Here is a 22956-nt window from a genome sequence, read left to right as displayed (position 1 = left end):
ACAAAAGCCACTTCAGTCCGAATCGCTCGGAGGAGAAGTGGCTTTTTAGTATTCATTTCGATTGATACAGGCGATACTGATTTCGTCCTTGTGCTTTTGCTTTGTACAAAGCGCTATCCGCTTGCTTAAATACTGTTTCAGCTGGTTGTTGATGAGCGTAAGCAATTCCTGCGGATACCGTAATGGATACGGCATGATCTTGCATGACGGAAGGTGTTTGCTGAACGGCTGTTACGATTGTTTCAGCTAGGACGACAGGAGGATGCAGTTCGATGTCTGGAACGATGACGATGAATTCTTCACCACCATATCGACCGACCGTAACGGGTGCCGGACAATGCTCGTTCAATAAGATTGAAAAGTGGCGCAAGACAGCGTCTCCTATCGCGTGACCATGTGTATCGTTCACATTCTTGAAGTGATCCAAATCAAACAAGATGACTCCCCAAGAATCTTTACTCTTTTCGAGCGTTGTGACTTTTTCTAAAATGACATGGCGGTTCGCGAGCCGCGTCAATTGATCGGTCGAAGCAAGATAGGATTGATAAGAATAAAGAACAAAATGCTGCTGAAGAAGTGAAGACAAACGATAAAACAAAAAGGCTCCACCAATCGTTAAAATGAAATATGGAATATAAATCGTTCCCCAGGCATCCGCTGGGGAGTTGCTCATAATCAATCGCGAGAGTACGAGTAGGGAACCGACCGTGACGATGGCAGAAAAGAAATACCCTTGCCGTTTGATGAATCGACGACAAATAAAAGAAAGTATTAGAAATCCAAGTAGTGTGATGACAGAACTAAACAGAGCGTTTAGTGAATCGCCACTATCAATCACGAATCGGTAGATCAAGAGCATCAGCCCTGTCACGGCAATACTGATATTACCACCAAACAAAGCGGACAAAGCGAGTGGTAATAACCGTAAATCAATCAATGCTCCATTTAAGTCGATTGCATTATGCATAAGTAGAATGCCAGTCATACCATTGGAAAGTCCGAAATAGAGACGAGTAGACATTTTTGAGTCAGGTTGAATTGGCAAACGATCACGAAGTAGGTAAAAGGTGAACGTAGAAACGAGAAAAATAATACAGATATTAATAAAAAAGATATTCACTGTCGCAAGCATCACGAAGCCCTTCCTATATCAAAGTTTCAATCTATCGTCATTGTACGATATCAAGTCATACAATGACATAAAAATGGAAAAAACAGCCTAATCGGCTGTTTTAACGAATCGGTGCAAATTTTTGAATCTCTTGAACGGCCTCATTCCATGAAGCGACACGAATGACATTATTCGGTACGGCTTTACGGTTATAAGGTGCGTCGAACAAGATTACAGGAATCGATGTGTCTTCTGCGATCTGCACAGCATTCTCTAATCGATCTTCCATGAATAAATCGAGTGATAAATCACGGACGACTTGTACTTTGTCGTGTGATCCCGTCATGATCAAGGAATCAAGAGGAAGTTCGTGTTGTTTGATCCACTCTTCTGTTACAGGACGAACGAGCTCCGATCGTGCTGTTACGTAATGGAGGTCATATTGCTTCCGCAAATTCCATAAGTGGTGGCGAACATGTTCTTGAGGGATGGATTCACGATAAATGCCGGTCTCGTGACCGGAGTTCACCATGTAGTCCCAAAATTCGATTTGATTCATATCAGTGTACGTATGCAATTCATACTCGGACGCCTGATTGAAGTCAATCGACGTTCCGAGATATTTATTCATGTAAGTGAAGCAAGAGGATGGATGTGTGATCGTTCCATCAATGTCAATTCCAATTTTCATTTACAGTCACCCACGTTCTAAAAATTTTTCTTCACTTAGTATAACATAGTCGAAATCGAGATACGAAAAAAGACTCCTCGCGAGGGAGGAGTCTTCAACTTATGCGTGGTTCGCTTTTTCGGCTTCTTTTTCAGCCTGTTTTTCGAGAACGATCGCATCGATCTCTTTCTTCAATTCTTCGACCATCGTTGCTTCCGGTACTTTACGGATGATTTCTCCGTGACGGAATAACAATCCTTCGTTTCGTGCACCAGCGATACCGATATCAGCTTCACGTGCTTCACCAGGACCGTTGACCGCACATCCGAGAACCGCAACTTTGATGTTCGCTTGGATGTTTTCGATATAGTCTTCGATTTCTGCAGCGATTGACATCAAGTCGATTTCGATCCGACCACATGTTGGGCATGAGATCAATGTCGCTGCGTTTGCTGCGAGACCAAATGATTTCAAGACTTCTTTTGCAACTTTTACTTCTTCGACAGGATCCGCTGAAAGAGATACACGAACTGTATTTCCGATTCCACGTGACAAGATTGCTCCAAGTCCCGCTGCTGATTTTAATGAACCAGAGCGAAGTGGACCAGATTCCGTAATTCCGACGTGAAGTGGATAGTCGAATGATTCAGAAGCGAGCTGATACGCTTCAAGCGCCAACTGTACGTCTGATGCCTTAAGCGAGACGATGATATCATGGAAGTCGAGATCTTCGAGAATCTTAATGTGGTGCAACGCACTCTCGACCATACCACGAGCAGTTGGGTAGCCATATTTTTCAAGAATATGCTTTTCAAGTGAACCGGCATTTACCCCAATCCGGATTGGGATATTTTTTGCTTTTGCTGCTGTAACGACGGCTTCGACCTTTTCGCGGCGACCGATGTTACCCGGGTTGATTCGGATTTTATCGACGCCAGCTTCGATTGCCATAAGCGCAAGTTTATAGTTGAAGTGGATGTCTACGACAAGCGGAATGTTGATTCGGCTTTTGATTTCTGCAAGTGCGAGCGCATCACGTTCTTCTGGACAAGCGACGCGGACGATTTGGCAACCAGCTTCTTCAAGGCGTAGGATTTCAGCGACTGTCGCTTCGACGTCGTGTGTTTTAGTTGTCGTCATACTTTGGATGATGACTTCATTATTTCCACCAATGACAAGGTCCCCTACACGAACGGGACGAGTCTTAGAGCGATGGACCATTTTCGGCATATCGAAAATCTCCTTTTGTGGCATACCGCCATATTGTTTATGTTTACCTTTTCTATCATATCGAACTATTCCCTAAAAATCGAGAAACAAGAACGAAAATTGAACATTTACAATTGTTTAATGAAAGAAGGGCGTCCGTCAATCCGTCGGACGCCTGATTTTAATACTCATTGAGGTTTACGTGAAGAACGCGGCTTCGAGGAACGGGCGATCCATAATGGCACTAATGTGTAGACGAAGTGTCCGATTACGAGTATCCCGATTCCGAAGCGAAGATAATCGAGTTGATATAGAAGCATACCGATTGGGAAAGACCAGAGATTCGTTGCGACCGTGTAAGGAAATGTGTGGCGATACGCCCACGGACGTGGAAGTAACAATCGGACGAACCCCTTCGTTAGATACGCCATAAACAATACGTAAAGTAATACAGCGATTGCGATAAAGATGAAATGAAGGATGAACCAAACGATGATCGGGATGTTTTTTTGTAAAAAGAAGGAATCAATGACCGTCGTCCAAAATGAAATCCAAGCTAATCCACAAAAATAAAGGGAAACATCTGCCAAACGAAGACGCAAAAACGGACGATTTGGAATTAAAGAAGTTTGTAAGTAATTAATCAGTTGACGTAAAAATGACAAGTGAATCACTCTTTCTACTGTTTTATAACAGATTTTAATTGTTTAATTTTTATTGGTGATAAAGGGTTTATGTGTGATGGTACAGATTAATAAAACCTTAACAAACGGATGTCTCAAAAACTATTTACAAGTTCAACAGACCTTTACATAATGGGGGAGTTGAGAAAATAAACTTTACAAACACATCAATCCACATGAAATAAAGGAGCTGGCAAGATGAACTATGATTTGCAGGAAATGATTTTCACCTTCATAGGTGGACTCGGGATTTTCCTATTCGGTATTAAGTATATGGGAGATGGGCTCCAAAAAACAGCAGGAGACCGATTACGTTATATCCTCGATAAATATACGACAAATCCACTGTTAGGTATCCTAGCGGGTATCGTCGTCACGATTTTGATACAGTCGTCGTCAGGGACGACCGTCATCGTTGTCGGACTCGTTAGTGCAGGTCTGATGAATTTACGACAGGCAATCGGAGTCGTCATGGGGGCTAACATCGGAACAACGATTACGGCTTTCATCATCGGCTTTAACGTCAAGGAAGCTGCGCTTCCAGCAATCGCAATTGGTGCTTTCTTGATCTTCTTCTTCAATAAAGAACGGGTTCAATACATCGGACAGATTTTCTTTGGCTTCGGTGCATTGTTCTATGGTTTGACATTGATGGGCGACGGAATGGCTCCACTCGAGTCAAGTGTCTGGTTCCGTGAGTTGACGGTATCGATGTCGGATAATCCATTGCTTGGTGTATTCGTCGGAACGATCTTTACTGTTCTTGTCCAATCGTCTTCAGCAACGATCGGTATCTTACAAGAGTTGTACGCTGGTGGCATGATCGATATCAAAGCAGCACTTCCGGTCTTGTTCGGTGATAACATCGGAACAACGATCACAGCAGTACTTGCAGCACTTGGTGCGTCGATTGCAGCTAAACGGACAGCAGCGGCACACGTCATCTTCAACATTATCGGGACGATTTTATTCTTGATTGCATTACCAATCTTCTCAAGCTTCATTACTTGGATCACAGGCGCGCTTGATTTAGGTCCAAAAATGCAAATCGCCTTTGCACATGGAACATTCAATGTCGTCAATACGTTGATTCAATGTTGGTTCATTGCGCAAATCGCATGGCTTGTACAAAAAATCGTACCGGGTACGGATACGACGATTGATTCGAAACCGCGTCATCTCGATCAGAACATCTTGAACCAATCTTCGGCACTTGCTTTGAATCAAGCAAAGCTCGAAGTATTGCGAATGGGAGAATTCTCGAAAGACGCACTTGCAAAAGCGCACCGTTACACGCAATCGCATGATAAGAAAGATGTTTCAGAATCAGAGCAGATTGAATATGCGATCAACCATTTAAATACAGAAGTCACGAGTTATCTCGTTAAAGTAGCGGCACATGATTTATCAGAGCGTGAATCAAATGAACACTCGTTACTGATGCACGCTGTCAATGATTTCGAACGAATCGGTGACCACGTCGAAAACATCGTTGAATTAGTCGATTTCCAAATCGTCAACCGAATTCAGTTCACATCAGCTGCGAAGAAAGAGCTTGATGACATGTATGCCTTGACGCAAGAAATCGTCGATTGTGCCGTACGCGCTGTCGAAGAGGATGATGTCACACGAGCTCGCAAAGTTCTAGAACTCGAAGGTAAACTCGATGCACTCGAACGGTCATTCCGGAAGCATCACGTCCTTCGTGTTAACGCTGGCGAATGTACGGGACAAGCAGGGATGATCTTCGTCGATCTCTTGTCAAACCTCGAACGAATTGGCGATCACGCCGTTAACATCACGGATCTCGTCCTTGAACAGCGGACGGCTTTAACGAACTAAGTGAAATACGATTTTCTTATGACGGCTGATTTCAAAAAAATGAAATCAGCTGTTTATTTTTTTGAAATAGCATATTGACAAGTTTCGCCACATCTCGTAATCTAGTAAGAGTAAGAAACATACATCATGGCGGTGTAGCTCAGCTGGCTAGAGCGTACGGTTCATACCCGTGAGGTCGTGGGTTCGACTCCCTCCGCCGCTACTATTACTTAAGGACCCTTAGCTCAGCTGGTTAGAGCTGACGGCTCATAACCGTCCGGTCGCAGGTTCGAGCCCTGCAGGGTCCATTCAGTAGAACGCTTCTCGTTGAAAAACGGGAAGCGTTTATTTTTGTTCCCCCGGGGAATAGTAAAGATATTGTAATAATATTCATACTATAGTAACTAAGGGAGAGCGAAGAGAGATGGAACGTAACCATACGATGATGCAGTTTTTTGAGTGGCATGTAGAGAATGATGGGAAGCACTGGCAACGCTTGAAAGAGCGGGCGCCTGAATTACGTGCTGCCGGCATCACGTCCGTGTGGATTCCACCGGCGTCAAAAGGTCAATCGGATGAAGATACAGGATATGGCATCTATGACGTCTATGATTTAGGCGAATTTGATCAAAAAGGAACGGTCCGTACGAAATACGGTACGAAAGATGAACTCGTCGAAGCGATCCAGGTTGCTCGGGAGAACGATATCGCTGTTTACGCTGATGTCGTCATGAACCATAAAGCAGCAGCCGATGAACTCGAGACGATCAATGTCGTCGAAGTCCATCCGGAAGATCGTTCGAAAGAAATTTCAGAAGAGTTTGAAATCGAAGCTTGGACGAAGTTTACGTTCCCAGGACGTAACGGAAAATATTCAGATTTCATCTGGACACATGAATTTTTCAATGGAACGGATTTTGATGCCCGTGAAGAAAAGACGGGTGTCTTTAAAATTTCCGGTAAAAATAAAGATTGGAATGATCAAGTCGATGATGAATTCGGAAACTATGACTATTTGATGTTCGCGAACATCGATTATAATCACCCGGAAGTCCGAGAAGAAATGATCCGCTGGGGACATTGGTTCCAAGAAACAATTGATTGCCAAGGTTTCCGACTCGATGCCATCAAACATATCAACTATGAATTCGTTCATGAATTCGCAAAATCAATGATTGAAAAAAGTGAAGGTGACTTCTATATGGTCGGTGAGTTCTGGAAATCAGATCTCGATGATTGTCGTCATTTCCTTGATAGCGTCGACTATACGATCGATTTGTTCGATGTTCCGCTTCATTATAAGTTCCATGAAGCTTCGAAGCTGGGACAGGAGTTTGATATGACGACATTGTTTGCAGATACCCTTGTCGAATCACACCCGACGAATGCCGTCACGTTCGTCGACAATCACGATTCTCAACCGGGGGAATCACTTGAGTCGTGGGTGGATGACTGGTTCAAACAACACGCTTACGCGGCGATTTTACTTCGTAAAGACGGTTACCCATGTGTCTTCTACGGTGACTATTATGGAGTGCAAGGACCACATCCGGTAGAAGGGAAAAAAGAAATGATCGATGCTTTACTCTATGCACGGTATCACAAAGCATATGGTGAGCAAGAAGATTATCTCGATGATCCACATTGTGTCGGTTGGGTTCGTCGTGGAGTTGAGGAAATTGAGAACTCTGGCTGTGCGGTCTTATTGTCGAATGCCGATATGTGTGAAAAACGGATGTTCGTTGGTGAAGAACGGGCAGGCCAAGAATGGTTCGACTATACGAACCATCAAGATCACCCTGTCGTGATCGACGATGAAGGATTTGGTGTCTTCCCAGTTCCAGGTGGTGGTGTCTCAGTTTTTGCTCCACGAGAAGTCAAGTAAATCCGAGGGTCTTGACTTGCGTCAACACAGGTTCTTTTGCTAGTCTTAAAGGGTATTGAAGTTTTCGAAAATAGCACAAAGGGGGACATGAACATGTCAAAATTTGAATTACCAGAACTCGGCTACGCTTATGATGCGCTTGAGCCACATATCGATGCTCGTACGATGGAGATTCACCACACGAAACACCACAACACGTATGTCACGAACGTGAATGCGGCGCTTGAGGGTACAGAACATGAAGGAAAGTCACTTGAAGAACTTCTTCAAAACTTGGATGCTCTCCCAGCAAACATTCAAACTGCAGTCCGTAACAACGGTGGCGGTCACTGGAACCACTCATTCTTCTGGAAACTGTTGAAGAAGAACGATGGCGCTGCTCCAACAGGCGAACTCGCGACAGCAATCGACGAAGCATTCGGATCATTCGATGCATTCAAAGATGCATTCGCGAAAGCAGCAACAACTCGTTTTGGTTCAGGTTGGGCTTGGTTAATCGTTGACGGTGGAAAATTGGCGGTCGTTTCGACACCAAACCAAGATACACCAGTCATGGAAGGCAAAACACCAATCCTCGGTCTTGATGTTTGGGAACACGCATACTATCTCAACTACCAAAACCGTCGTCCTGATTACATCAATGCGTTCTTCAACGTCGTTGATTGGGATCACGTAGCGAAGCTTTACGCTGACGCGAAGTAATGTGAAAACTAGCGTATCGTTCAATTGTGAACGATACGCTTTTTTTAATGCGGAAAATGATGGGATAGGTTGTTATGGAAAGTTTCCTTCTATATAATGAAACAAGATGACTTTTGAACGATAGGGGAGTACGCCATGGCTAAACGAATTACCGTACGAGGAAGACGGCGTAATCATCTGCCGCTTCGTCTGAATTTAATGTTCTTCGTCGTTTTTTTATTGTTTGCGATTTTGATTTTCCGTTTAGGAGTCGTGCAAATCGTCAATGGTGAGAAAATTTCGCGGGAAGTTCAAAAAACAGAAATGATCGCATCAAAATATGAAGTGCCACGCGGAAAGATTTATGACCGGGATGGTCGTCTTTTGGTTGATACGATTTCTAAATACTCGATCGTCTACCGTCGAGCACAAACGACGAAAGTCGATGAACGCATTGAGATTGCACAGCGTCTTGCAGCAATCATTGATCTACCTAAAAAAGATTGGAAAGTCACAGAACGTGATATTAAGGATTTCTGGATCGCGACGAACATGAAAGAGTCTGATCGTCGTTATCAAGAAGCCGTCAAACAGAAATATCCTTCAGCAGAGGCACAAAGTAAACTATCAATCGCAGAACAGGATCAAATCCGATTAGATGCGATTACGAAAGACGATATCGATTATGACGATCAAACGATGGAAGTCATTGCGATCAAACATAACATGGAAGTCGGATACGCACTTGATCCGCAACTCGTCAAACTCGGTGCTTCCGCAAAAGAGATGGCGATCATCGATGAAAATCTAGAAGATTTAAAGGGTGTATCGGTGGAACCGTTCTACGAGCGTTCTTATCCATATGAAGGAACACTTCGGAACATCTTCGGGAAGTACTCGAAGATTCCAGCAGAACAACAAGCTGAGTTCAAAGCAAAAGGTTACAGCTTGAATGACCGTGTCGGAACATCATTCCTTGAACAACAGTATGAAGATCTTCTGCGCGGGAAACCAGCGTACGATGTGTATGAGACGTTCAATGGAGAGCCGGTCGGTGATCCAAAACGCGAGGAAGGCGAGTCCGGTAAAGATCTCGTTCTGACCGTGGATGCGGAATACAACAAACAAGTCGACCAAATCATGCAACAAGCCATTAAAATGGGACGTGGCATGGGTAGTCGTTATCTAAAAGAAGGTTACGCCGTCGTCATGAATCCACAGACAGGTGAGATTCTTGCGATGTCTGGTCAAAAGTTGGATCCAGCAACCGGTAAGTTCTCAGATGTCGCAATCAATAATGTATTGACGTCGCTTCAAATCGGTTCGACGATCAAAGGCGCAACGGTTGCGATGGGACTCGAAGAGGGTGTTATTCGTCAAAACGAAGTCATCAACGATACACCGATCACGATTGGTGGTACGAAAAAAGGATCGTATGTCAACATGGGTCCAATTACGGATTTAACAGCACTTGAGCGTTCATCAAACGTTTATATGTTCAACATTGCAATGCGGATGGCGAAGTACCCAAGTAACGGTATTGCCGGAGCGAGTGTGGACGGAGCAGCTGCTATCATGCAGAATTACTACAGTCAGTTCGGGCTTGGAGTGACGACGGGTGTAGATTTACCGTACGAAGCAAAAGGTGTGCAAGGAACACCTGACCGTGTCACTTTACTCATGGACCGAGTCATCGGACAATATGATGCCTTTACACCGCTACAAGTCGCACAATATATTTCAACACTTGCCAACGGTGGCTATCGTGTTCAGCCGCACTTCTTAAAAGAAGTTCTCGCGTCGAATTCGATTGAAAAAGGGACAAAACAAGTTGATTATAGCTTTAAGACGAATTATTTGAATCGAATTGAAGTCAGTCAAGATAACATTGATCATGTTCGTGAAGGATTACATCGCGTTGTCAAAGGAGAGCGTGGTACAGCAAAAATCATCGCACAAACCGGTATTGATGCAGCTGCGAAAACAGGTACAGCGCAGGTTAGTGTCTATGGTGACGATGGAATCGCCTTACGTGATGGAAGTGGACAACCAGTTCGTTCATTGAACTCGAACCTTGTCGGCTGGGCACCGTACGATAATCCAGAGATGGCATGGGCCGTGTTCCTTCCTTATATGGAACAAGAAACCGTCAACTCAAAAATTGGTCACGATCTTGTCAAAGCGTATTTCAATGTGAAGGACGTACCATGGCAAACTAAGCCAAATTAACTAGATGGAAAACGAGAGTGAGCAATCACTCTCGTTTTTTTGTTTGCATTGACCTTTTTTTCTAATGGATTTCGAATTGTAAACACTAAAAAACACGCCTTTACAATTCTTTTACGTTGGATTCATTTCGTTTTAATAGTTCATCCGTAGTATAAGTCTTGTAAGGAAAACGGATAAAAAGTCGTAGCATCGTCAGCGACATACTTTCGAGGAGGAAAATTAATCATGTCTTGGATGAAAAAAACAGCACTCATCACAACGGTAGCATCAATCGCAGTAGTGGGGGCAGCATGTGGTAACGATAAAGGCGGTTCTGCTAGTTCATCTGATTTAAAAGGAAAAATCGCAATCGACGGTTCTTCTACTGTCTTCCCGATCATGGAAGCTGTCGGTGAAGAATATTCAATGGAACAACCTGACGTAGATGTCACAGTCGGTGTTTCTGGTACAGGTGGCGGATTCAAACGCTTCGTCGTTGGTGAAACAGATCTTTCAAACGCGTCACGTGAAATTAAAGAAGAAGAAGCGGCTGAAGCGAAAAAGAACAACATTGAATTCACGAAAATGGCACTCGCATATGATGGTTTGACTGTCGCAGTCAGCAAAGAAAATACATGGGTAAAAGAACTCTCAATGGAGCAACTCGAGAAAATCTGGCTCGACCCGAACATCAAGACTTGGAAAGATGTCGATTCTTCTTATCCGGCTGAACCATTGAAATTCTTCAGCCCAGGGAAAGATTCAGGAACATTCGACTTCTTCTCTGAGGAAGTACTTGAGAAAAAAGACATGCGTAAAGATGTTCAATTATCAGAAGACGATAACGTTCTCGTCAAAGGTGTTGAAGGAACGAAAGGCGCAATCGGATATTTCGGTTATGCATACTACGCTGAGAATAAAGATAAGTTGAAGGAAGTACCACTTTCTGCTGAAGGAAAAGACGCAGTCGATCCAACACCAGAAACGATCAAAGATCTTTCTTATCCACTATCACGTGAAATCTACACGTACATCAATAACAAATCGATGAAAGACAAAAAACAAGTCGCTGACTTCGTTCAGTTCACGAACGAAAACGCTGGTGATCTTGCTGAAGAAGTCGGATATATCAAAATGCCACAAGATCGTTACGATGAAAACGCAAAAGCAATTGAAGACGCAATGAAATAAATCATCGAGTCATGAGGATGGCCCAACCGGGGAAGTCTGTACCGGTTGGGTCCCGTTCTCATGTCAAGAAGGAGTAGGGAGTGAAGAAGGATGAGTTCAACACAAAATAAATCGGTTCGCGAGCTGATTCAACAGAACCGACAGCAAAAATATAGTATGAAAAACGTCATGGAACGCGTCATGCCGATCGTGTTATTCCTTTGTGCGTTCGTCTCGGTCGTTACGACCATCGGCATCATTCTCACGTTAGTCATTGAAACAGAACACTTCTTCGAAGTCGTTCCGTTCAAGGAATTCTTCGGCAGTACGAGCTGGTATCCACTCAACTCACAACCAGAGTATGGAATTTGGCCACTTGTCGTCGGTACGCTTGAGATTACCGTGATTGCGATGCTAGTTGCCGTGCCGATCGGTCTCACATCAGCGATTTATTTAAGTGAGTACGCGTCAGACCGCGCACGCCGTATCTTAAAACCAATTCTTGAAGTGTTAGCAGGTGTTCCAACGATCGTCTTCGGATTCTTCGCATTGACGTTCGTTACACCATTGCTTGTCAAGTTGATTCCAGGTATTCAAATTTACAATGCGCTCAGTCCAGGGATCGTCGTCGGGATCATGATCATTCCAATGATCGCTTCGATTTCTGAGGATGCGATGAGCTCCGTTCCGAAAAAAATTCGCGATGGTGCGCTTGCACTCGGTTCGACACGTCTTGAAGTTGCATTGAAAGTCGTCGTTCCAGCTGCATTATCAGGTATCATTGCATCGATCGTACTCGGTATGTCACGTGCAATCGGTGAGACGATGATCGTAACGATCGCTGGTGGTTCGAATCCGACAGCTGCTATCGATCCACTCGAGCCAGTCCAAACGATGACAGCGTATATCGTTCAGGTCGCCTTAGGTGATGCTGGATTTGGAACTGTCGAATATTACAGTATCTATGCGGTTGGTACACTCTTGTTCGTCTTCACATTAGTGATGAACTTACTTGCGAACTGGATCACACGCCGCTTCAGAGAGGAGTACTAAGATGGCCTTACCAGAAAAGCAACCTGTCTCAAAGAAATTCATTGATCCGGTCGCGGTGAAGAAATCCATTAGCCAGCGACTCGTCGTCAACAACGTCACAAAAGTCATTTTCCTTGCTGGACTGTTCTTTGGTCTCGTCGTCTTAGGTATTCTCCTGTTCGGCGTCATCCGTGACGGTGCGTCATGGTTATCACTTGAGTTTCTACAAAATGCACCATCACGTCGTTCGGAACGTGCCGGGATTTATCCGGCGTTAATGGGCTCCATCTTCTTAATGCTCTTGATCATCCCGATGATTTTCATCATTGGTGTCGGGGCAGCGATTTATCTAGAAGAATATGCGAAGAAGAGTCGGATGACTTCATTCATCGAAGTCAACATCTCAAACCTTGCTGGTGTTCCGTCAATCGTCTTCGGTTTACTTGGTTTGACGTTCTTCGTACGTAACATGGGCTTCGGTTCAACATTGATTGCAGGAGCATTGACACTAGCGTTGATGAGTCTTCCGGTCGTCATCGTCTCGTCTCAAGAGGCAATCCGTGCCGTTCCACAAGCGATGCGTCATGCATCACTTGCACTCGGTGCTTCGAAATGGCAAACGACGTTCAAAGTCGTTCTTCCGGCGTCACTTCCGGGTGTCATTACTGGGATCATCTTGGCTGTATCTCGAGCAATTGGTGAGACAGCACCACTCATCATGGTCGGAGCTGCGATTTTCATTGCTCGTGCGCCTGAAAGCATTTTCTCAGAATTCACAGCATTACCGATTCAAATCTACAACTGGACAAGTCGTCCACAAGCGGACTTCCAAGGACTTGCAGCGGCAGGAATCATCGTCTTAATGGTCATCCTCTTGACGATGAATTCACTTGCAATCTGGATTCGGAACCGATTCTCAAAACGCTACTAATCGAACGAGATAGATAGAAGGGATTTCTTTTAAGGAGGAAGACAGATGATGGATACGAAGCTGAATACGAAATCAGTCGTTACAGAAGGGACAGAGCGTATGAATCAACCAGTAGCAGCACGTGAGAGCGTCTATAACGTCAAAGACTTAAACTTATGGTACGGTGACGATCATGCGCTGAAAGATGTTAATCTCGACATTAAGAAAAATGAAGTCACGGCAATCATTGGACCGTCTGGATGCGGGAAATCGACATTCATCAAAACATTGAATCGAATGGTCGAACTCGTTCCGATCGTACGGACGAATGGTGCAATCGAGTATCACGGACGCAATATCTTTGATAAAGAATACGGTGTCGAAGAATTACGGACATCGGTCGGGATGGTCTTCCAACAACCGAATCCATTCCCAAAATCAATTTATGACAACATCGCTTATGGTCCCCGTGTCCACGGTGTCAAAAACAAAAAAATCCTCGACGAGATCGTCGAACGCAGTTTACGCCGTGCGGCGATCTGGGATGAAGTCAAAGATCGTTTGAACGAAAATGCTTATGGTCTTTCTGGTGGTCAGCAACAACGTCTTTGTATCGCGCGTTGCCTTGCAATCGAGCCAGATGTCATCTTGATGGATGAGCCGACATCGGCACTTGACCCGATTTCTACATTAAAAGTAGAAGAACTCGTCCAAGAGTTGAAATCAGACTACTCGATCATCATCGTGACACACAACATGCAACAGGCTGCACGTGTTTCGGACAAAACAGCGTTCTTCTTGAATGGTGAAGTCGTCGAGTTCGATCAAACAGACCGGATCTTTGGAAATCCGAGTGACAAACGGACGGAAGATTACATTTCAGGACGATTCGGATAAGAAGGGGAGACGAGACGAATGGCAGCGAACCGTACGATTTTTGGAGAAAATCTTGCAATACTCGATCAAAAGGTCTTTTTACTGGCTCGTAAGACGATGCAACAGATCGCAACAACGGCAGAAGCACTCGAAAAATATGATCAAGACATCGCGCGTAGTGTCATCGAAAACGATAATGAACTCGATGATCTTGAACTTGAAATCAACGATGATGCGATTTTATTAATCGCGAAGCAACAACCCGTTGCGACAGATTTACGACGAATCATCACCGCGATGAAAATTTCGTCGGATCTCGAACGGATTGCAGATTACGCGGGGAATATCTCAAAAGCGGTTCTTCGTGTCGAAACATTCCCGTATGTCATCGATATCTCTTTGTTGAAGGAAGCATTCGAGACATTACTGGATATGACGGAAACTGCGATCGTCGCCTATCGTGACGGAGATGTCGAGAAAGCAAAAGCCTTGTCTGATCTCGATAACGTCATTGATGAGACGACATATAAGGCACTTCGCCAGTACATGCGTCATATGTCGCTTCAGCCGATCGTCGTCGATGAAGTCATGCAATTCACGAACATTTGCCGCTACATCGAGCGGATGGGTGATCACTTGACGAACGTCGGGGAGCATCTGATCTATCTCGAAAAAGGAAAACATTATGATTTAAACGGATGAATCAAGTAGGCAGGAGGAATTTCCTCTGCCTACTTTTTTTGTAAAGGGATTCGAAACACGTTTGTAGAATAGGAAAGAAGTGAATAATGACAGAGAGGTGATTGGGAATGCTTGAGCAAATCATTAAAATGAAAGAACAAGGGCTGACAACAAAACAAATCGCAGCTCAATTGGATACGACTGAAGGGAAAATCAAATATGCTTGGACTAAATATCGTAAATCGTTAACAGAACAACCTTCTGTAGCAGCACCGAAAGTAAAATCAAAAACGGTCAAGCAGACGAAAAAGTCGACTGCACCGGTATTAGACGTCGTACCGTCTGTGCAAGTGGTACCTTCGCTAGAACGCGACGCGTTTGGAATGGCGACACATTACGAGGATGACATCCTCCACGCCATCGTTCAGTCACCGACAGCTTTATACGTCTACTGGGAATTATCTGAACTGTCGAAACAGTTGCTAGAAACGCACTATCACACGACGTTTGATTCGTTCCGTAAAGAATTACGCATCATTGATATCACGCTTGTTGAATACGAACAAGGACAGGCAAATCGGACGTATCAATTCGAGCTACCAGAAATGACGAATGCTTGGTTCGTTCGACCAGTCGCCCCGAATACTACATACATCATTGAATGGGGCATTCAAACAATCGACGGGGACTTTGTTCCAGTACTGCGTTCAAAACCAGTCGAAACGCCACGTGACGAACCAGTCACGGACGGACGGTTCGCGGAAGTCGTGCATCATTGGCAATACGGAGAGGTCGAACAACCGGAATGGGTCGAAGTATTACGTCCTTATTCCTATTTCGATCGCGTCCGATAATGGAATTAGAGAGAGGGAAAGGAAGAGAAGCTATGCGAAAAGGATATTTTTCACTCGTCTTACATGCACATTTACCATATATCCGTCATGAAGAGGCACATCGCTTAGAAGAACGGTGGATGTATGAAGCGATTTCAGAAACCTACATCCCATTATTGTGGGAGGTCGATCGCTTGTCACGTCCGCTCGGCTGGACGGTCAGCATTTCACCACCCGTCATCGAGATGCTTGCCGACCCATTGATTCAAGAGCGGTATATCGAGCATATCGAGGATACGTTACGTTTGATTCGCCAGGAACTAGAGCGAGAGCTTGCTCAAAAGGAACGAGATGCGCTTCTATTCTATCAAGACCGCTATCAAGATTTATTGAATACGTTCCTTCACTGGGAAAAAGATTTGAACCGGGCATTCCGTCATTACAAAGAGCAAGGTTATCTCGATTTGATTACGTGTACGGCGACACACGGATTCAGTCCGCACATGTTGTCTGAACAAGCGGCACGTTCTGAAATTCAGACGGGATTGAACTGTTTCGAACGTCATTACGGATTCCGTCCATCTGGTCTTTGGATGCCGGAGTGTGCGTATACGCCAGGACTTGACCGTATTTTGTACGAAGAGGGCATTCGTTATACATTCGTTGACGAACATTCAATCTTAAACGCGGATCCGTCACCGAAACACGGAATCGGAGCACCTGTCTATTCGCCGCACGGTGTGGCACTGTTCCCGCGTGATCAAATCATTTCCGGGAAGATTTGGAGCTCTGTCATCGGATACCCGGGTCATCCGGATTACCGCGAGTTTTATCGTGACCTTGCGTACGATCGAGAGTGGGATCAAATCGCTGAGTTCATGCACCCAGAGGGCTTACGTTATGATACAGGGTTGAAATTGCATCGCGTAACAGGAGAAACGGATCAAAAAGACTATTACGTCCGTGATTGGGCATGGCAACGGACAAGTGAGCACGCAGCAGACTTCGCACAAGCACTCGGTGAACATTTAGATGCGCATCAAGGACAAGACTTCCCACCATTCCTTGTCACAGCACCATTTGATGCCGAATTGTTCGGTCACTGGTGGTTTGAAGGTCCCGACTTCCTCGGTAAAGCGATGGAACGTTTAGAAGACCAAGGAATTGAGTCGATTTCACCGGCGATCTTCCTCGAACGTCACTTCCAAGACATCGACACGGCACACGTCGCGATGGGAACGTGGGGACGAAAAGGCTACGCGGAAGTCTGGATCAACGAACGGAATGACTGGATGATTCGTCATCTCCATCAGCTTGAGAAGAGACTAGCAGGTGTCGTAGCTCGAAATCGTCATCAAGATGCATTGACTGTCAAAGCGAAGCGTCAACTCATTCGAGAATACCTCCTTGCTGTCTCGAGCGACTGGCCATTCATCCTCGATGGACAGACGACAGCGCAATATGCTGCGAATCGTTTCCGTGAGCACATCTTACGTTTTGAAGAAACTGAGCGTCGACTGGATGCTGAGGAGCTGACGGTGGAATGGTTGGATGATCGATATCGCGAATATCCTTTTCTTCAAGATTCAGATATTGAACCGGATGTCTTTTTGACAGCACATGATTACTATGTGACAGTGAAGCGTGAGAAATCTTGGAATACAGACGCCATCTTATTGTTCGTCCGACAATATGATGCGTCAGACCGGCCAGCTTCGGAGCTCGCTCGACGGCTCGCTGCTGCTGGTGAGAATGTCTATGTCGTTACGGAACATCCGGAAGCGTATCGATTTGAAGAAGGTGTTCACGTTTACGGAGTGCAAGTGACGGGTCTACCGCTCGTTCAGACCTATAACCAATTGGCGGCACTAAACTTAGCCTTCTTACGTCAAGCGCAAGCCTTGAGTAAGATCGTTGATTTCGCAGTCATCCACAACTTCAACATGGAGACTGCATCAGCTGCCCAAGCCATCGCTAAGATCAAAGAATTGCCACTCGTCAGTAACGTCTACGATGTCGAAAGTGAGCGTTCACCTGATCGTTCAGGCGGTCTGGTCGTTGCCTTAAAACGACTTGAAGGAGATGCGTTGCGCCAATCAGCGGTCGTTTATCTAGAACGAGAAGAGTCACGTCATGGGGTGGAACAAGAGTATCACGTCGAAAAGAAGCCGCTGCGTTTTGAAGAGAACCTTGAAAAACCATATCAACACGTGACGAATCCGAAAAAGAACGGATGAACAGTTGCAATTCCTTTCCTTTCTTGGTACGATACTTGAGTATGCTTAACCTTATGTAAAGCAAAATCACTTGATACATCGAGAGCTAGATAGGAGGGAATCCCATGCGCGTTAAAATCACATTAGCTTGCACTGAAACTGGTGACCGTACTTATATCACTAAAAAGAACAAGCGTAACAACCCAGAGCGTCTTGAGTTGAAGAAATACAACCCACGTCTCCGTAAGCACACACTTCACCGTGAAGTGAAATAATTGAGATGGAAGCCGTCACTTCGTGTGATGGCTTTTTTTGTGGAAAGGAAGACAACTATGAATAAACAAGAAGTACGCCGTCTGATCAAAGAACGACTCGATGTGATGGAGAACCGTGCGGAAAAGGAACGATTGATTCACGAACATGTCTTGTTACTACCTGAATGGCAACAAGCGACCTGTGTCGCGATCACATTAGCTTTTCGAAATGAATGTGATACAAGAATGCTGATTGAACAAGCGTGGCAAGAGGGCAAGACGGTCTTGATACCAAAAGTAGTCGGAGACGAGATGGTCTTTTATGAACATGGACCAGAAGATCAACTGCAAGCAAATCAGATGGGGATTGCTGAACCGATCGCTTCAGCACGTCGCGCCTCACTTGATCAAGCAGAGCTTTGCCTCGTTCCAGGTCGCGCCTATCGTCGGGACGGCTATCGTTTAGGATGGGGAGGAGGCTATTACGATCGTGCACTCGTGCCATATACAGGATGTAAAGTATCGATTGCCTTTTCTGAACAACTTCTTCCAGATTTCGAAGTGGAAGCCTTTGATATCCCCGTTGACTTGATCGTCACTGAATTAGAGGTCATCCGATGTTGAGCGCGACCATTTTGTTTTGTCTATTGCTTGCTTGGACCGGACGATCTTTTCGTTTATTGACGACAAGTGGTGCTATCATGACCCTGCTCGTCGGTAGTGGTGTCTCATTCGGATTCGGTTGGCAAGGATTAGTAGTACTCTTACTCTTCTTTGGTAGCTCGAGTCTGTTATCGAAGGTCGGACGATCTAGAAAACAATCGGTCGACTCCATCGTTGAGAAAGACGGCGCGCGTGACGGATGGCAAGTCCTTGCGAATGGAGGGGTAGCGTTCGTTGCTGCCTTAGCGTATGCCATGACGATGGATTTTGCGTATCTCTTGTTATTTCTATTCGTCATCGCAGCATCGAATGCTGATACGTGGGCATCTGAAATCGGACCGCTCTCAAGACGTGATCCGTGGTCTCTCAAAACGTTACGACGGGTACCAGCAGGAACGAGTGGAGCGATGTCGCTGATTGGAACGATCGGTACGATCGCAGGAGCTGCGTTCATCGCTGTAGCAGCGCATTGGATATTTTCTCTTTCTTTAAGACACGTCTTACTCGTAACAAGCATCGGTGTACTCGGAAGCCTACTGGATACACTATTTGGAGCGGTAGGGCAACGCGTTTACCGATGTACGGTTTGTGGGGAATACACGGAAAAGCGAGAGCACCATGGTCAACCGACAGCTTACGTTTCAGGCATTCGATTTTTAGGGAATGATGCTGTCAATGTCTTAACGAGTGGTTTGGCAAGCGGAATCGGGTTTATCATCGTTCGATTTTGGTAACTGGAAAGTATGTGAGTATGTAATTCCTTATGTTAGGATATCAATGACACAAAATGGACAAATGTGATTAATTTCACATGATACAAAGAATGTGAAAGATGTTACAATTTACTTGTGAGATAGTTAACAAACTCTTAGGACGAATGGAAGGGTGGACATAACGATATGGAATTACATGCGAAAGTGACACGAGTAGCCCTCATTGGAGCTGGTGCAGTCGGTTCAAGCTTTGCCTATCAGATGTCAACAGCTGGACTTTGTGAAGAACTTGTCATCATTGATGTCAACAAAGCCAAAGCAGAGGGCGAGGCAATGGACTTAAACCACGGAACACCATTTAGCTCTTCACCGATGCGAATATGGGCTGGAGACTACGCGGACTGCCGAGAAGCGGAAGTCGTCGTCATCACGGCAGGCGCTCCACAAAAACCAGGTGAGACAAGACTCGATCTCGTTGCAAAGAATGCGTTGATCATGAAAGAAATGATTCGTCAAATCATGGATTCCGGTTTTGATGGTATCATCGTCGTGGCTTCTAATCCGGTTGATATCATGGCGCATCTTGCCTGGAAATATTCTGGTCTTCCGAAATCCCGCGTATTTGGATCAGGAACGGTGCTTGATACAGCGCGCCTGCGTCAAATGCTCGGAGAATACTTTCACATTGATTCCCGAAATGCCCATGCCTATATTCTTGGCGAACATGGTGATACGGAATTCGCTGCCTGGAGTAACAGCCGCATTTATGGAAAAACGATTGATGAACTACTTGCTGAAGACGATCGTTATTCTCAAGCAGATCTTGATCAAATCTACATCAACGTCCGAGATGCTGCTTATCATATTATCGAGCGCAAAGGGGCAACCTATTATGCGATTGGGCTTGGGCTCGTTCGTATCGTTCGTGCCATCCTCGGAAATGAGAACTGTCTGTTGACGGTCGGTGCGCATGTCGATGGTCAGTATGGAATTTCCGGTATCCATATTGGAGTTCCTGCCATCATCAATCGTCAAGGTGTGCGTGAAATCATTGAAGTCTCATTGACGGATGAAGAGTTGAAGAAATTCCATCATTCTGCTGATGTATTGCGTCAGACGCTTGAACCCGTCTTACAAGGATAATCGTACGAATCATGATGAAGGTGTTACGAAATAAAGTAGCAAAAAACTCAAGTGTCGGACCTGCTTCATATTGTCCACACTTGAGTTTTTTGATGTGGAGAACAAACACGTTAATAATTACATCTATTCGTCCGGTAGTAAAAAGAGAAAAATCTAGGTTTTATTTTACTAGAAAAGGGTTAAGTAAGAGATAGAAGCGTTTTTACGTCATTTTTTGTACGTCATGATACCCAAAAAGGAGAGAACCGACAGTCATGTATACTTTTCGAAAACTAACTAAAGAGGATGCAGAACAATACTGGAATCTACGCCTTGAGGGATTAAAAAATCATCCAGATGCATTCGGTCATTCGTTTGATGATGAACAGCAAACCCCGCTCCGCGAAGTACAAGAAGGACTTGAGGGAGAACCCGACTCCGATGAGGTTTGGCTTGGTATGTTCGACGGTGATACATTGTTTGGGTTTGGTCAGGTCAAACCATATGAATTGTCACGTGAATCTCATAAAGCGATGATTTCCGGAGTATACGTATCACCTGAATATCGTGGGGGTACTGGTCGCGCTCTGATGGAAGCCTTAATCGAGGAAGCGAAGAAGTTACCGGACGTCGAGCAAGTCATTCTTGCCGTTTTATCAGGGAACGAAGCCGCACAAAATCTTTATGAGTCGCTCGGTTTTGAAGTATATGCCGAAGATCCAGATTCCGTAAAATTAGAAGACGGCACATATCGTGATGATATTTGGATGAAGAAGTACGTCTAAGTTATTGAGATGGTGTGGAAAGAAGCTGTAGCAAAAAAGCGCTACAGCTTTTTCGCATGGTATCCGTAGGATATCAGTATCGGCAAAGAATGAATATTTGTTATCATGAGAACAAAGCGGATGTCACGTCGTCGTCCGATTGAAAGGGAGCGAATGAACATGAAAGAAGTCATACGTACGATTGAAGAGCTTGTCTCGATTCCGAGTCCAACAGGTTCGACAAAAGAAGCTATTACATATGTAGAAAAGCGATTGGTAGCAGAAGGGATCACGTATCGAAAGCTTGAAAAAGGAGCGATTTTAGCGACACTACCTGGTGCTTCAACGCGTACGCGGTTACTGACGGCACACGTCGACACACTAGGAGCGATGGTGAAAGAAATTTTACCAACAGGACGACTTCGTTTATCACAACTGGGGGGATATGCTTGGACAGCGATCGAAGGTGAGAACTGTCTCATTCACAAGATGGACGGTCAAACGATTTCAGGTACGATCGTGTTCCACCATTCGAGTGTTCATACGTCGCGCGAGACGAACAAAACGGAACGATCCGCTGATAATATCGAAGTACGGCTCGATATCCGTTCGACGACAGCAGAAGAGACGCGCGTCGCGGGGATTGAAGTAGGAGACATCGTAACGTTTGATCCGCGATTCCTCTATACGGAAACAGGATTCGTGAAGTCGCGCCATCTCGATGATAAAGCATCTGTTGCTTTGTTGCTTGAATTGATCAAGGAATGGAAAACAATCGAACTACCACACACGGTCCAGATCCTGATTTCAAATTATGAAGAAGTCGGATTCGGTGGAAATGCTGGATTCACGGAAGAAGTCGCAGAATACATCGCGGTCGACATGGGAGCACTAGGAGAGGGGCAACACTCCGATGAATTCACAGTCTCCATTTGTGCCAAAGATGGTTCTGGTCCGTATGACTTAGCTTTACGCCACCAGTTAACACGCTTAGCACAACGTAATAGCATTCCATATAAAGTTGATATCTATCCGTTCTATAGCTCGGATGCCTCGGCAGCAGTAAGTGCGGGCCACGACGTCCGGCACGGATTGTTCGGTCCGGGAATCGAATCGAGTCATTCGTACGAACGTACGCATGAGACGTCGTTACAAGCGACATATGATTTGCTACATGCCTATGTAAAGGAGCCGATGGTCGATGAAGACACTGTATGACGTACAGCAGTTACTCAAGACATACGGGACATTCATCTATCTTGGGGATCGAGCGTCCGATATCGCGATGATGATGCTTGAACTCGATGAATTACAAGAAGCGGGCGTTTTGGAACAACGTCAGTACGATTCAGCGAAACTAATCTTACGACATGAATTAAAGCGTTCACAATCCGATAACATTTAAGATTGTGCAACCCTTTGCGCAAATGGGTTATGTCCGGTAAAATGATGAA

The 22956-nt window shown here is 45.0% G+C and carries 22 protein-coding genes and 2 tRNA genes; 20 read left to right on the top strand and 4 right to left on the bottom strand.

Going from position 1 to position 22956, the window contains the following annotated elements; translation table 11 throughout:
• Positions 1-52: 52 nt before the first annotated feature.
• The 4 genes from KNQ06_RS10475 to KNQ06_RS10460 form a co-directional block, all read right to left on the bottom strand.
• Positions 53-1021, bottom strand: a complete 969-nt coding sequence (locus KNQ06_RS10475; RefSeq protein WP_353049196.1) for a GGDEF domain-containing protein — start codon at positions 1019-1021, stop codon at positions 53-55.
• Between the two features lie 211 nt (positions 1022-1232).
• A complete protein-coding gene (locus KNQ06_RS10470) occupies positions 1233-1802 on the bottom strand; it encodes a 5' nucleotidase, NT5C type (protein WP_231884699.1) in 570 nt (189 codons plus the stop codon).
• Between the two features lie 99 nt (positions 1803-1901).
• Positions 1902-3011 (bottom strand): flavodoxin-dependent (E)-4-hydroxy-3-methylbut-2-enyl-diphosphate synthase, encoded by a 1110-nt coding sequence (gene ispG / locus KNQ06_RS10465; protein WP_023467533.1) that lies wholly within the window; start codon positions 3009-3011, stop codon positions 1902-1904.
• A 167-nt stretch (positions 3012-3178) separates the two neighbouring features.
• A complete protein-coding gene (locus KNQ06_RS10460) occupies positions 3179-3664 on the bottom strand; it encodes a hypothetical protein (RefSeq protein ID WP_215148143.1) in 486 nt (161 codons plus the stop codon).
• Between the two features lie 207 nt (positions 3665-3871).
• Between KNQ06_RS10460 and KNQ06_RS10455 the strand changes: the two genes are divergently transcribed.
• From KNQ06_RS10455 to KNQ06_RS10360, 20 genes are all read left to right on the top strand, one after another.
• Complete coding sequence (locus KNQ06_RS10455) at positions 3872-5515, top strand: Na/Pi cotransporter family protein (RefSeq protein WP_149426956.1); 1644 nt, start codon at positions 3872-3874, stop codon at positions 5513-5515.
• Between the two features lie 128 nt (positions 5516-5643).
• Positions 5644-5717 (top strand) — tRNA-Met (locus KNQ06_RS10450).
• 11 nt (positions 5718-5728) lie between these two features.
• Positions 5729-5802: transfer RNA gene (locus KNQ06_RS10445), tRNA-Ile, on the top strand.
• 116 nt (positions 5803-5918) lie between these two features.
• A complete protein-coding gene (locus KNQ06_RS10440; protein ID WP_149426957.1) occupies positions 5919-7379 on the top strand; it encodes an alpha-amylase in 1461 nt (486 codons plus the stop codon).
• A 93-nt stretch (positions 7380-7472) separates the two neighbouring features.
• Positions 7473-8081 (top strand): superoxide dismutase, encoded by a 609-nt coding sequence (locus tag KNQ06_RS10435; RefSeq protein WP_064300301.1) that lies wholly within the window; start codon positions 7473-7475, stop codon positions 8079-8081.
• A gap of 135 nt (positions 8082-8216) precedes the next feature.
• Entirely contained in the window at positions 8217-10289 is a 2073-nt protein-coding gene (locus KNQ06_RS10430; protein ID WP_215148141.1) for a peptidoglycan D,D-transpeptidase FtsI family protein, read from the top strand.
• A 225-nt stretch (positions 10290-10514) separates the two neighbouring features.
• Positions 10515-11459, top strand: a complete 945-nt coding sequence (locus KNQ06_RS10425; RefSeq protein ID WP_047396434.1) for a PstS family phosphate ABC transporter substrate-binding protein — start codon at positions 10515-10517, stop codon at positions 11457-11459.
• A 90-nt stretch (positions 11460-11549) separates the two neighbouring features.
• Positions 11550-12491, top strand: a complete 942-nt coding sequence (gene pstC, locus KNQ06_RS10420; protein ID WP_047396437.1) for a phosphate ABC transporter permease subunit PstC — start codon at positions 11550-11552, stop codon at positions 12489-12491.
• Position 12492: 1 nt separating this feature from the next.
• Positions 12493-13401, top strand: a complete 909-nt coding sequence (gene pstA, locus KNQ06_RS10415) for a phosphate ABC transporter permease PstA (protein ID WP_029341063.1) — start codon at positions 12493-12495, stop codon at positions 13399-13401.
• Positions 13402-13500: 99 nt separating this feature from the next.
• On the top strand, positions 13501-14277 hold the full coding sequence (pstB, locus tag KNQ06_RS10410; protein WP_053454494.1) for a phosphate ABC transporter ATP-binding protein PstB: 777 nt from the start codon (positions 13501-13503) through the stop codon (positions 14275-14277).
• Between the two features lie 18 nt (positions 14278-14295).
• The gene (phoU, locus tag KNQ06_RS10405; protein WP_023467542.1) at positions 14296-14958 is read left to right on the top strand and encodes a phosphate signaling complex protein PhoU; all 663 of its coding nucleotides are present in this window, start codon (positions 14296-14298) and stop codon (positions 14956-14958) included.
• A gap of 107 nt (positions 14959-15065) precedes the next feature.
• Positions 15066-15791, top strand: a complete 726-nt coding sequence (locus KNQ06_RS10400) for a DUF4912 domain-containing protein (protein ID WP_050678393.1) — start codon at positions 15066-15068, stop codon at positions 15789-15791.
• Between the two features lie 32 nt (positions 15792-15823).
• Positions 15824-18007 (top strand): 1,4-alpha-glucan branching protein domain-containing protein, encoded by a 2184-nt coding sequence (locus KNQ06_RS10395; RefSeq protein ID WP_215148138.1) that lies wholly within the window; start codon positions 15824-15826, stop codon positions 18005-18007.
• Positions 18008-18111: 104 nt separating this feature from the next.
• A complete protein-coding gene (gene rpmG / locus KNQ06_RS10390) occupies positions 18112-18261 on the top strand; it encodes a 50S ribosomal protein L33 (RefSeq protein ID WP_012369771.1) in 150 nt (49 codons plus the stop codon).
• A gap of 57 nt (positions 18262-18318) precedes the next feature.
• Positions 18319-18864 (top strand): 5-formyltetrahydrofolate cyclo-ligase, encoded by a 546-nt coding sequence (locus tag KNQ06_RS10385; protein WP_029341067.1) that lies wholly within the window; start codon positions 18319-18321, stop codon positions 18862-18864.
• Positions 18858-19637: a DUF92 domain-containing protein gene (locus KNQ06_RS10380; protein WP_029341068.1), complete on the top strand. Its 780-nt coding sequence runs from the start codon at positions 18858-18860 to the stop codon at positions 19635-19637. Before KNQ06_RS10385 ends, KNQ06_RS10380 begins: the two co-directional genes overlap by 7 nt.
• A 165-nt stretch (positions 19638-19802) precedes the next feature.
• Positions 19803-20759 (top strand): L-lactate dehydrogenase, encoded by a 957-nt coding sequence (locus tag KNQ06_RS10375; protein WP_029341069.1) that lies wholly within the window; start codon positions 19803-19805, stop codon positions 20757-20759.
• Positions 20760-21013: 254 nt separating this feature from the next.
• A complete protein-coding gene (locus KNQ06_RS10370; RefSeq protein ID WP_023467548.1) occupies positions 21014-21523 on the top strand; it encodes a GNAT family N-acetyltransferase in 510 nt (169 codons plus the stop codon).
• A gap of 159 nt (positions 21524-21682) precedes the next feature.
• Positions 21683-22720 (top strand): M42 family metallopeptidase, encoded by a 1038-nt coding sequence (locus KNQ06_RS10365; protein WP_029341070.1) that lies wholly within the window; start codon positions 21683-21685, stop codon positions 22718-22720.
• The gene (locus KNQ06_RS10360; RefSeq protein ID WP_023467550.1) at positions 22704-22907 is read left to right on the top strand and encodes a YqgQ family protein; all 204 of its coding nucleotides are present in this window, start codon (positions 22704-22706) and stop codon (positions 22905-22907) included. Before KNQ06_RS10365 ends, KNQ06_RS10360 begins: the two co-directional genes overlap by 17 nt.
• Positions 22908-22956: the final 49 nt, after the last annotated feature.

The sequence above is a fragment of the Exiguobacterium sp. s91 genome (genome assembly GCF_018618915.1).
Taxonomy (GTDB): domain Bacteria; phylum Bacillota; class Bacilli; order Exiguobacteriales; family Exiguobacteriaceae; genus Exiguobacterium_A; species Exiguobacterium_A abrahamii.
This window is presented reverse-complemented; position numbering and strand designations above follow the sequence as displayed.

Excerpts from the sequence above, each read along its gene's own strand:
- KNQ06_RS10365 (WP_029341070.1), top strand. The coding sequence starts at position 21,683 with ATGAAAGAAGTCATACGTACGATTGAAGAGCTTGTCTCGATTCCGAGT.
- KNQ06_RS10380 (WP_029341068.1), top strand. The coding sequence starts at position 18,858 with ATGTTGAGCGCGACCATTTTGTTTTGTCTATTGCTTGCTTGGACCGGA.
- KNQ06_RS10435 (WP_064300301.1), top strand. The coding sequence starts at position 7,473 with ATGTCAAAATTTGAATTACCAGAACTCGGCTACGCTTATGATGCGCTT.
- KNQ06_RS10440 (WP_149426957.1), top strand. The coding sequence starts at position 5,919 with ATGGAACGTAACCATACGATGATGCAGTTTTTTGAGTGGCATGTAGAG.
- KNQ06_RS10395 (WP_215148138.1), top strand. The coding sequence starts at position 15,824 with ATGCGAAAAGGATATTTTTCACTCGTCTTACATGCACATTTACCATAT.
- KNQ06_RS10360 (WP_023467550.1), top strand. The coding sequence starts at position 22,704 with ATGAAGACACTGTATGACGTACAGCAGTTACTCAAGACATACGGGACA.
- KNQ06_RS10370 (WP_023467548.1), top strand. The coding sequence starts at position 21,014 with ATGTATACTTTTCGAAAACTAACTAAAGAGGATGCAGAACAATACTGG.
- KNQ06_RS10375 (WP_029341069.1), top strand. The coding sequence starts at position 19,803 with ATGGAATTACATGCGAAAGTGACACGAGTAGCCCTCATTGGAGCTGGT.
- rpmG (WP_012369771.1), top strand. The coding sequence starts at position 18,112 with ATGCGCGTTAAAATCACATTAGCTTGCACTGAAACTGGTGACCGTACT.
- KNQ06_RS10400 (WP_050678393.1), top strand. The coding sequence starts at position 15,066 with ATGCTTGAGCAAATCATTAAAATGAAAGAACAAGGGCTGACAACAAAA.
- phoU (WP_023467542.1), top strand. The coding sequence starts at position 14,296 with ATGGCAGCGAACCGTACGATTTTTGGAGAAAATCTTGCAATACTCGAT.
- KNQ06_RS10470 (WP_231884699.1), bottom strand. The coding sequence starts at position 1,802 with ATGAAAATTGGAATTGACATTGATGGAACGATCACACATCCATCCTCT.
- KNQ06_RS10425 (WP_047396434.1), top strand. The coding sequence starts at position 10,515 with ATGTCTTGGATGAAAAAAACAGCACTCATCACAACGGTAGCATCAATC.
- KNQ06_RS10385 (WP_029341067.1), top strand. The coding sequence starts at position 18,319 with ATGAATAAACAAGAAGTACGCCGTCTGATCAAAGAACGACTCGATGTG.
- ispG (WP_023467533.1), bottom strand. The coding sequence starts at position 3,011 with ATGCCGAAAATGGTCCATCGCTCTAAGACTCGTCCCGTTCGTGTAGGG.
- KNQ06_RS10475 (WP_353049196.1), bottom strand. The coding sequence starts at position 1,021 with ATGTCTACTCGTCTCTATTTCGGACTTTCCAATGGTATGACTGGCATT.
- KNQ06_RS10455 (WP_149426956.1), top strand. The coding sequence starts at position 3,872 with ATGAACTATGATTTGCAGGAAATGATTTTCACCTTCATAGGTGGACTC.
- pstC (WP_047396437.1), top strand. The coding sequence starts at position 11,550 with ATGAGTTCAACACAAAATAAATCGGTTCGCGAGCTGATTCAACAGAAC.
- KNQ06_RS10430 (WP_215148141.1), top strand. The coding sequence starts at position 8,217 with ATGGCTAAACGAATTACCGTACGAGGAAGACGGCGTAATCATCTGCCG.
- pstB (WP_053454494.1), top strand. The coding sequence starts at position 13,501 with ATGAATCAACCAGTAGCAGCACGTGAGAGCGTCTATAACGTCAAAGAC.
- pstA (WP_029341063.1), top strand. The coding sequence starts at position 12,493 with ATGGCCTTACCAGAAAAGCAACCTGTCTCAAAGAAATTCATTGATCCG.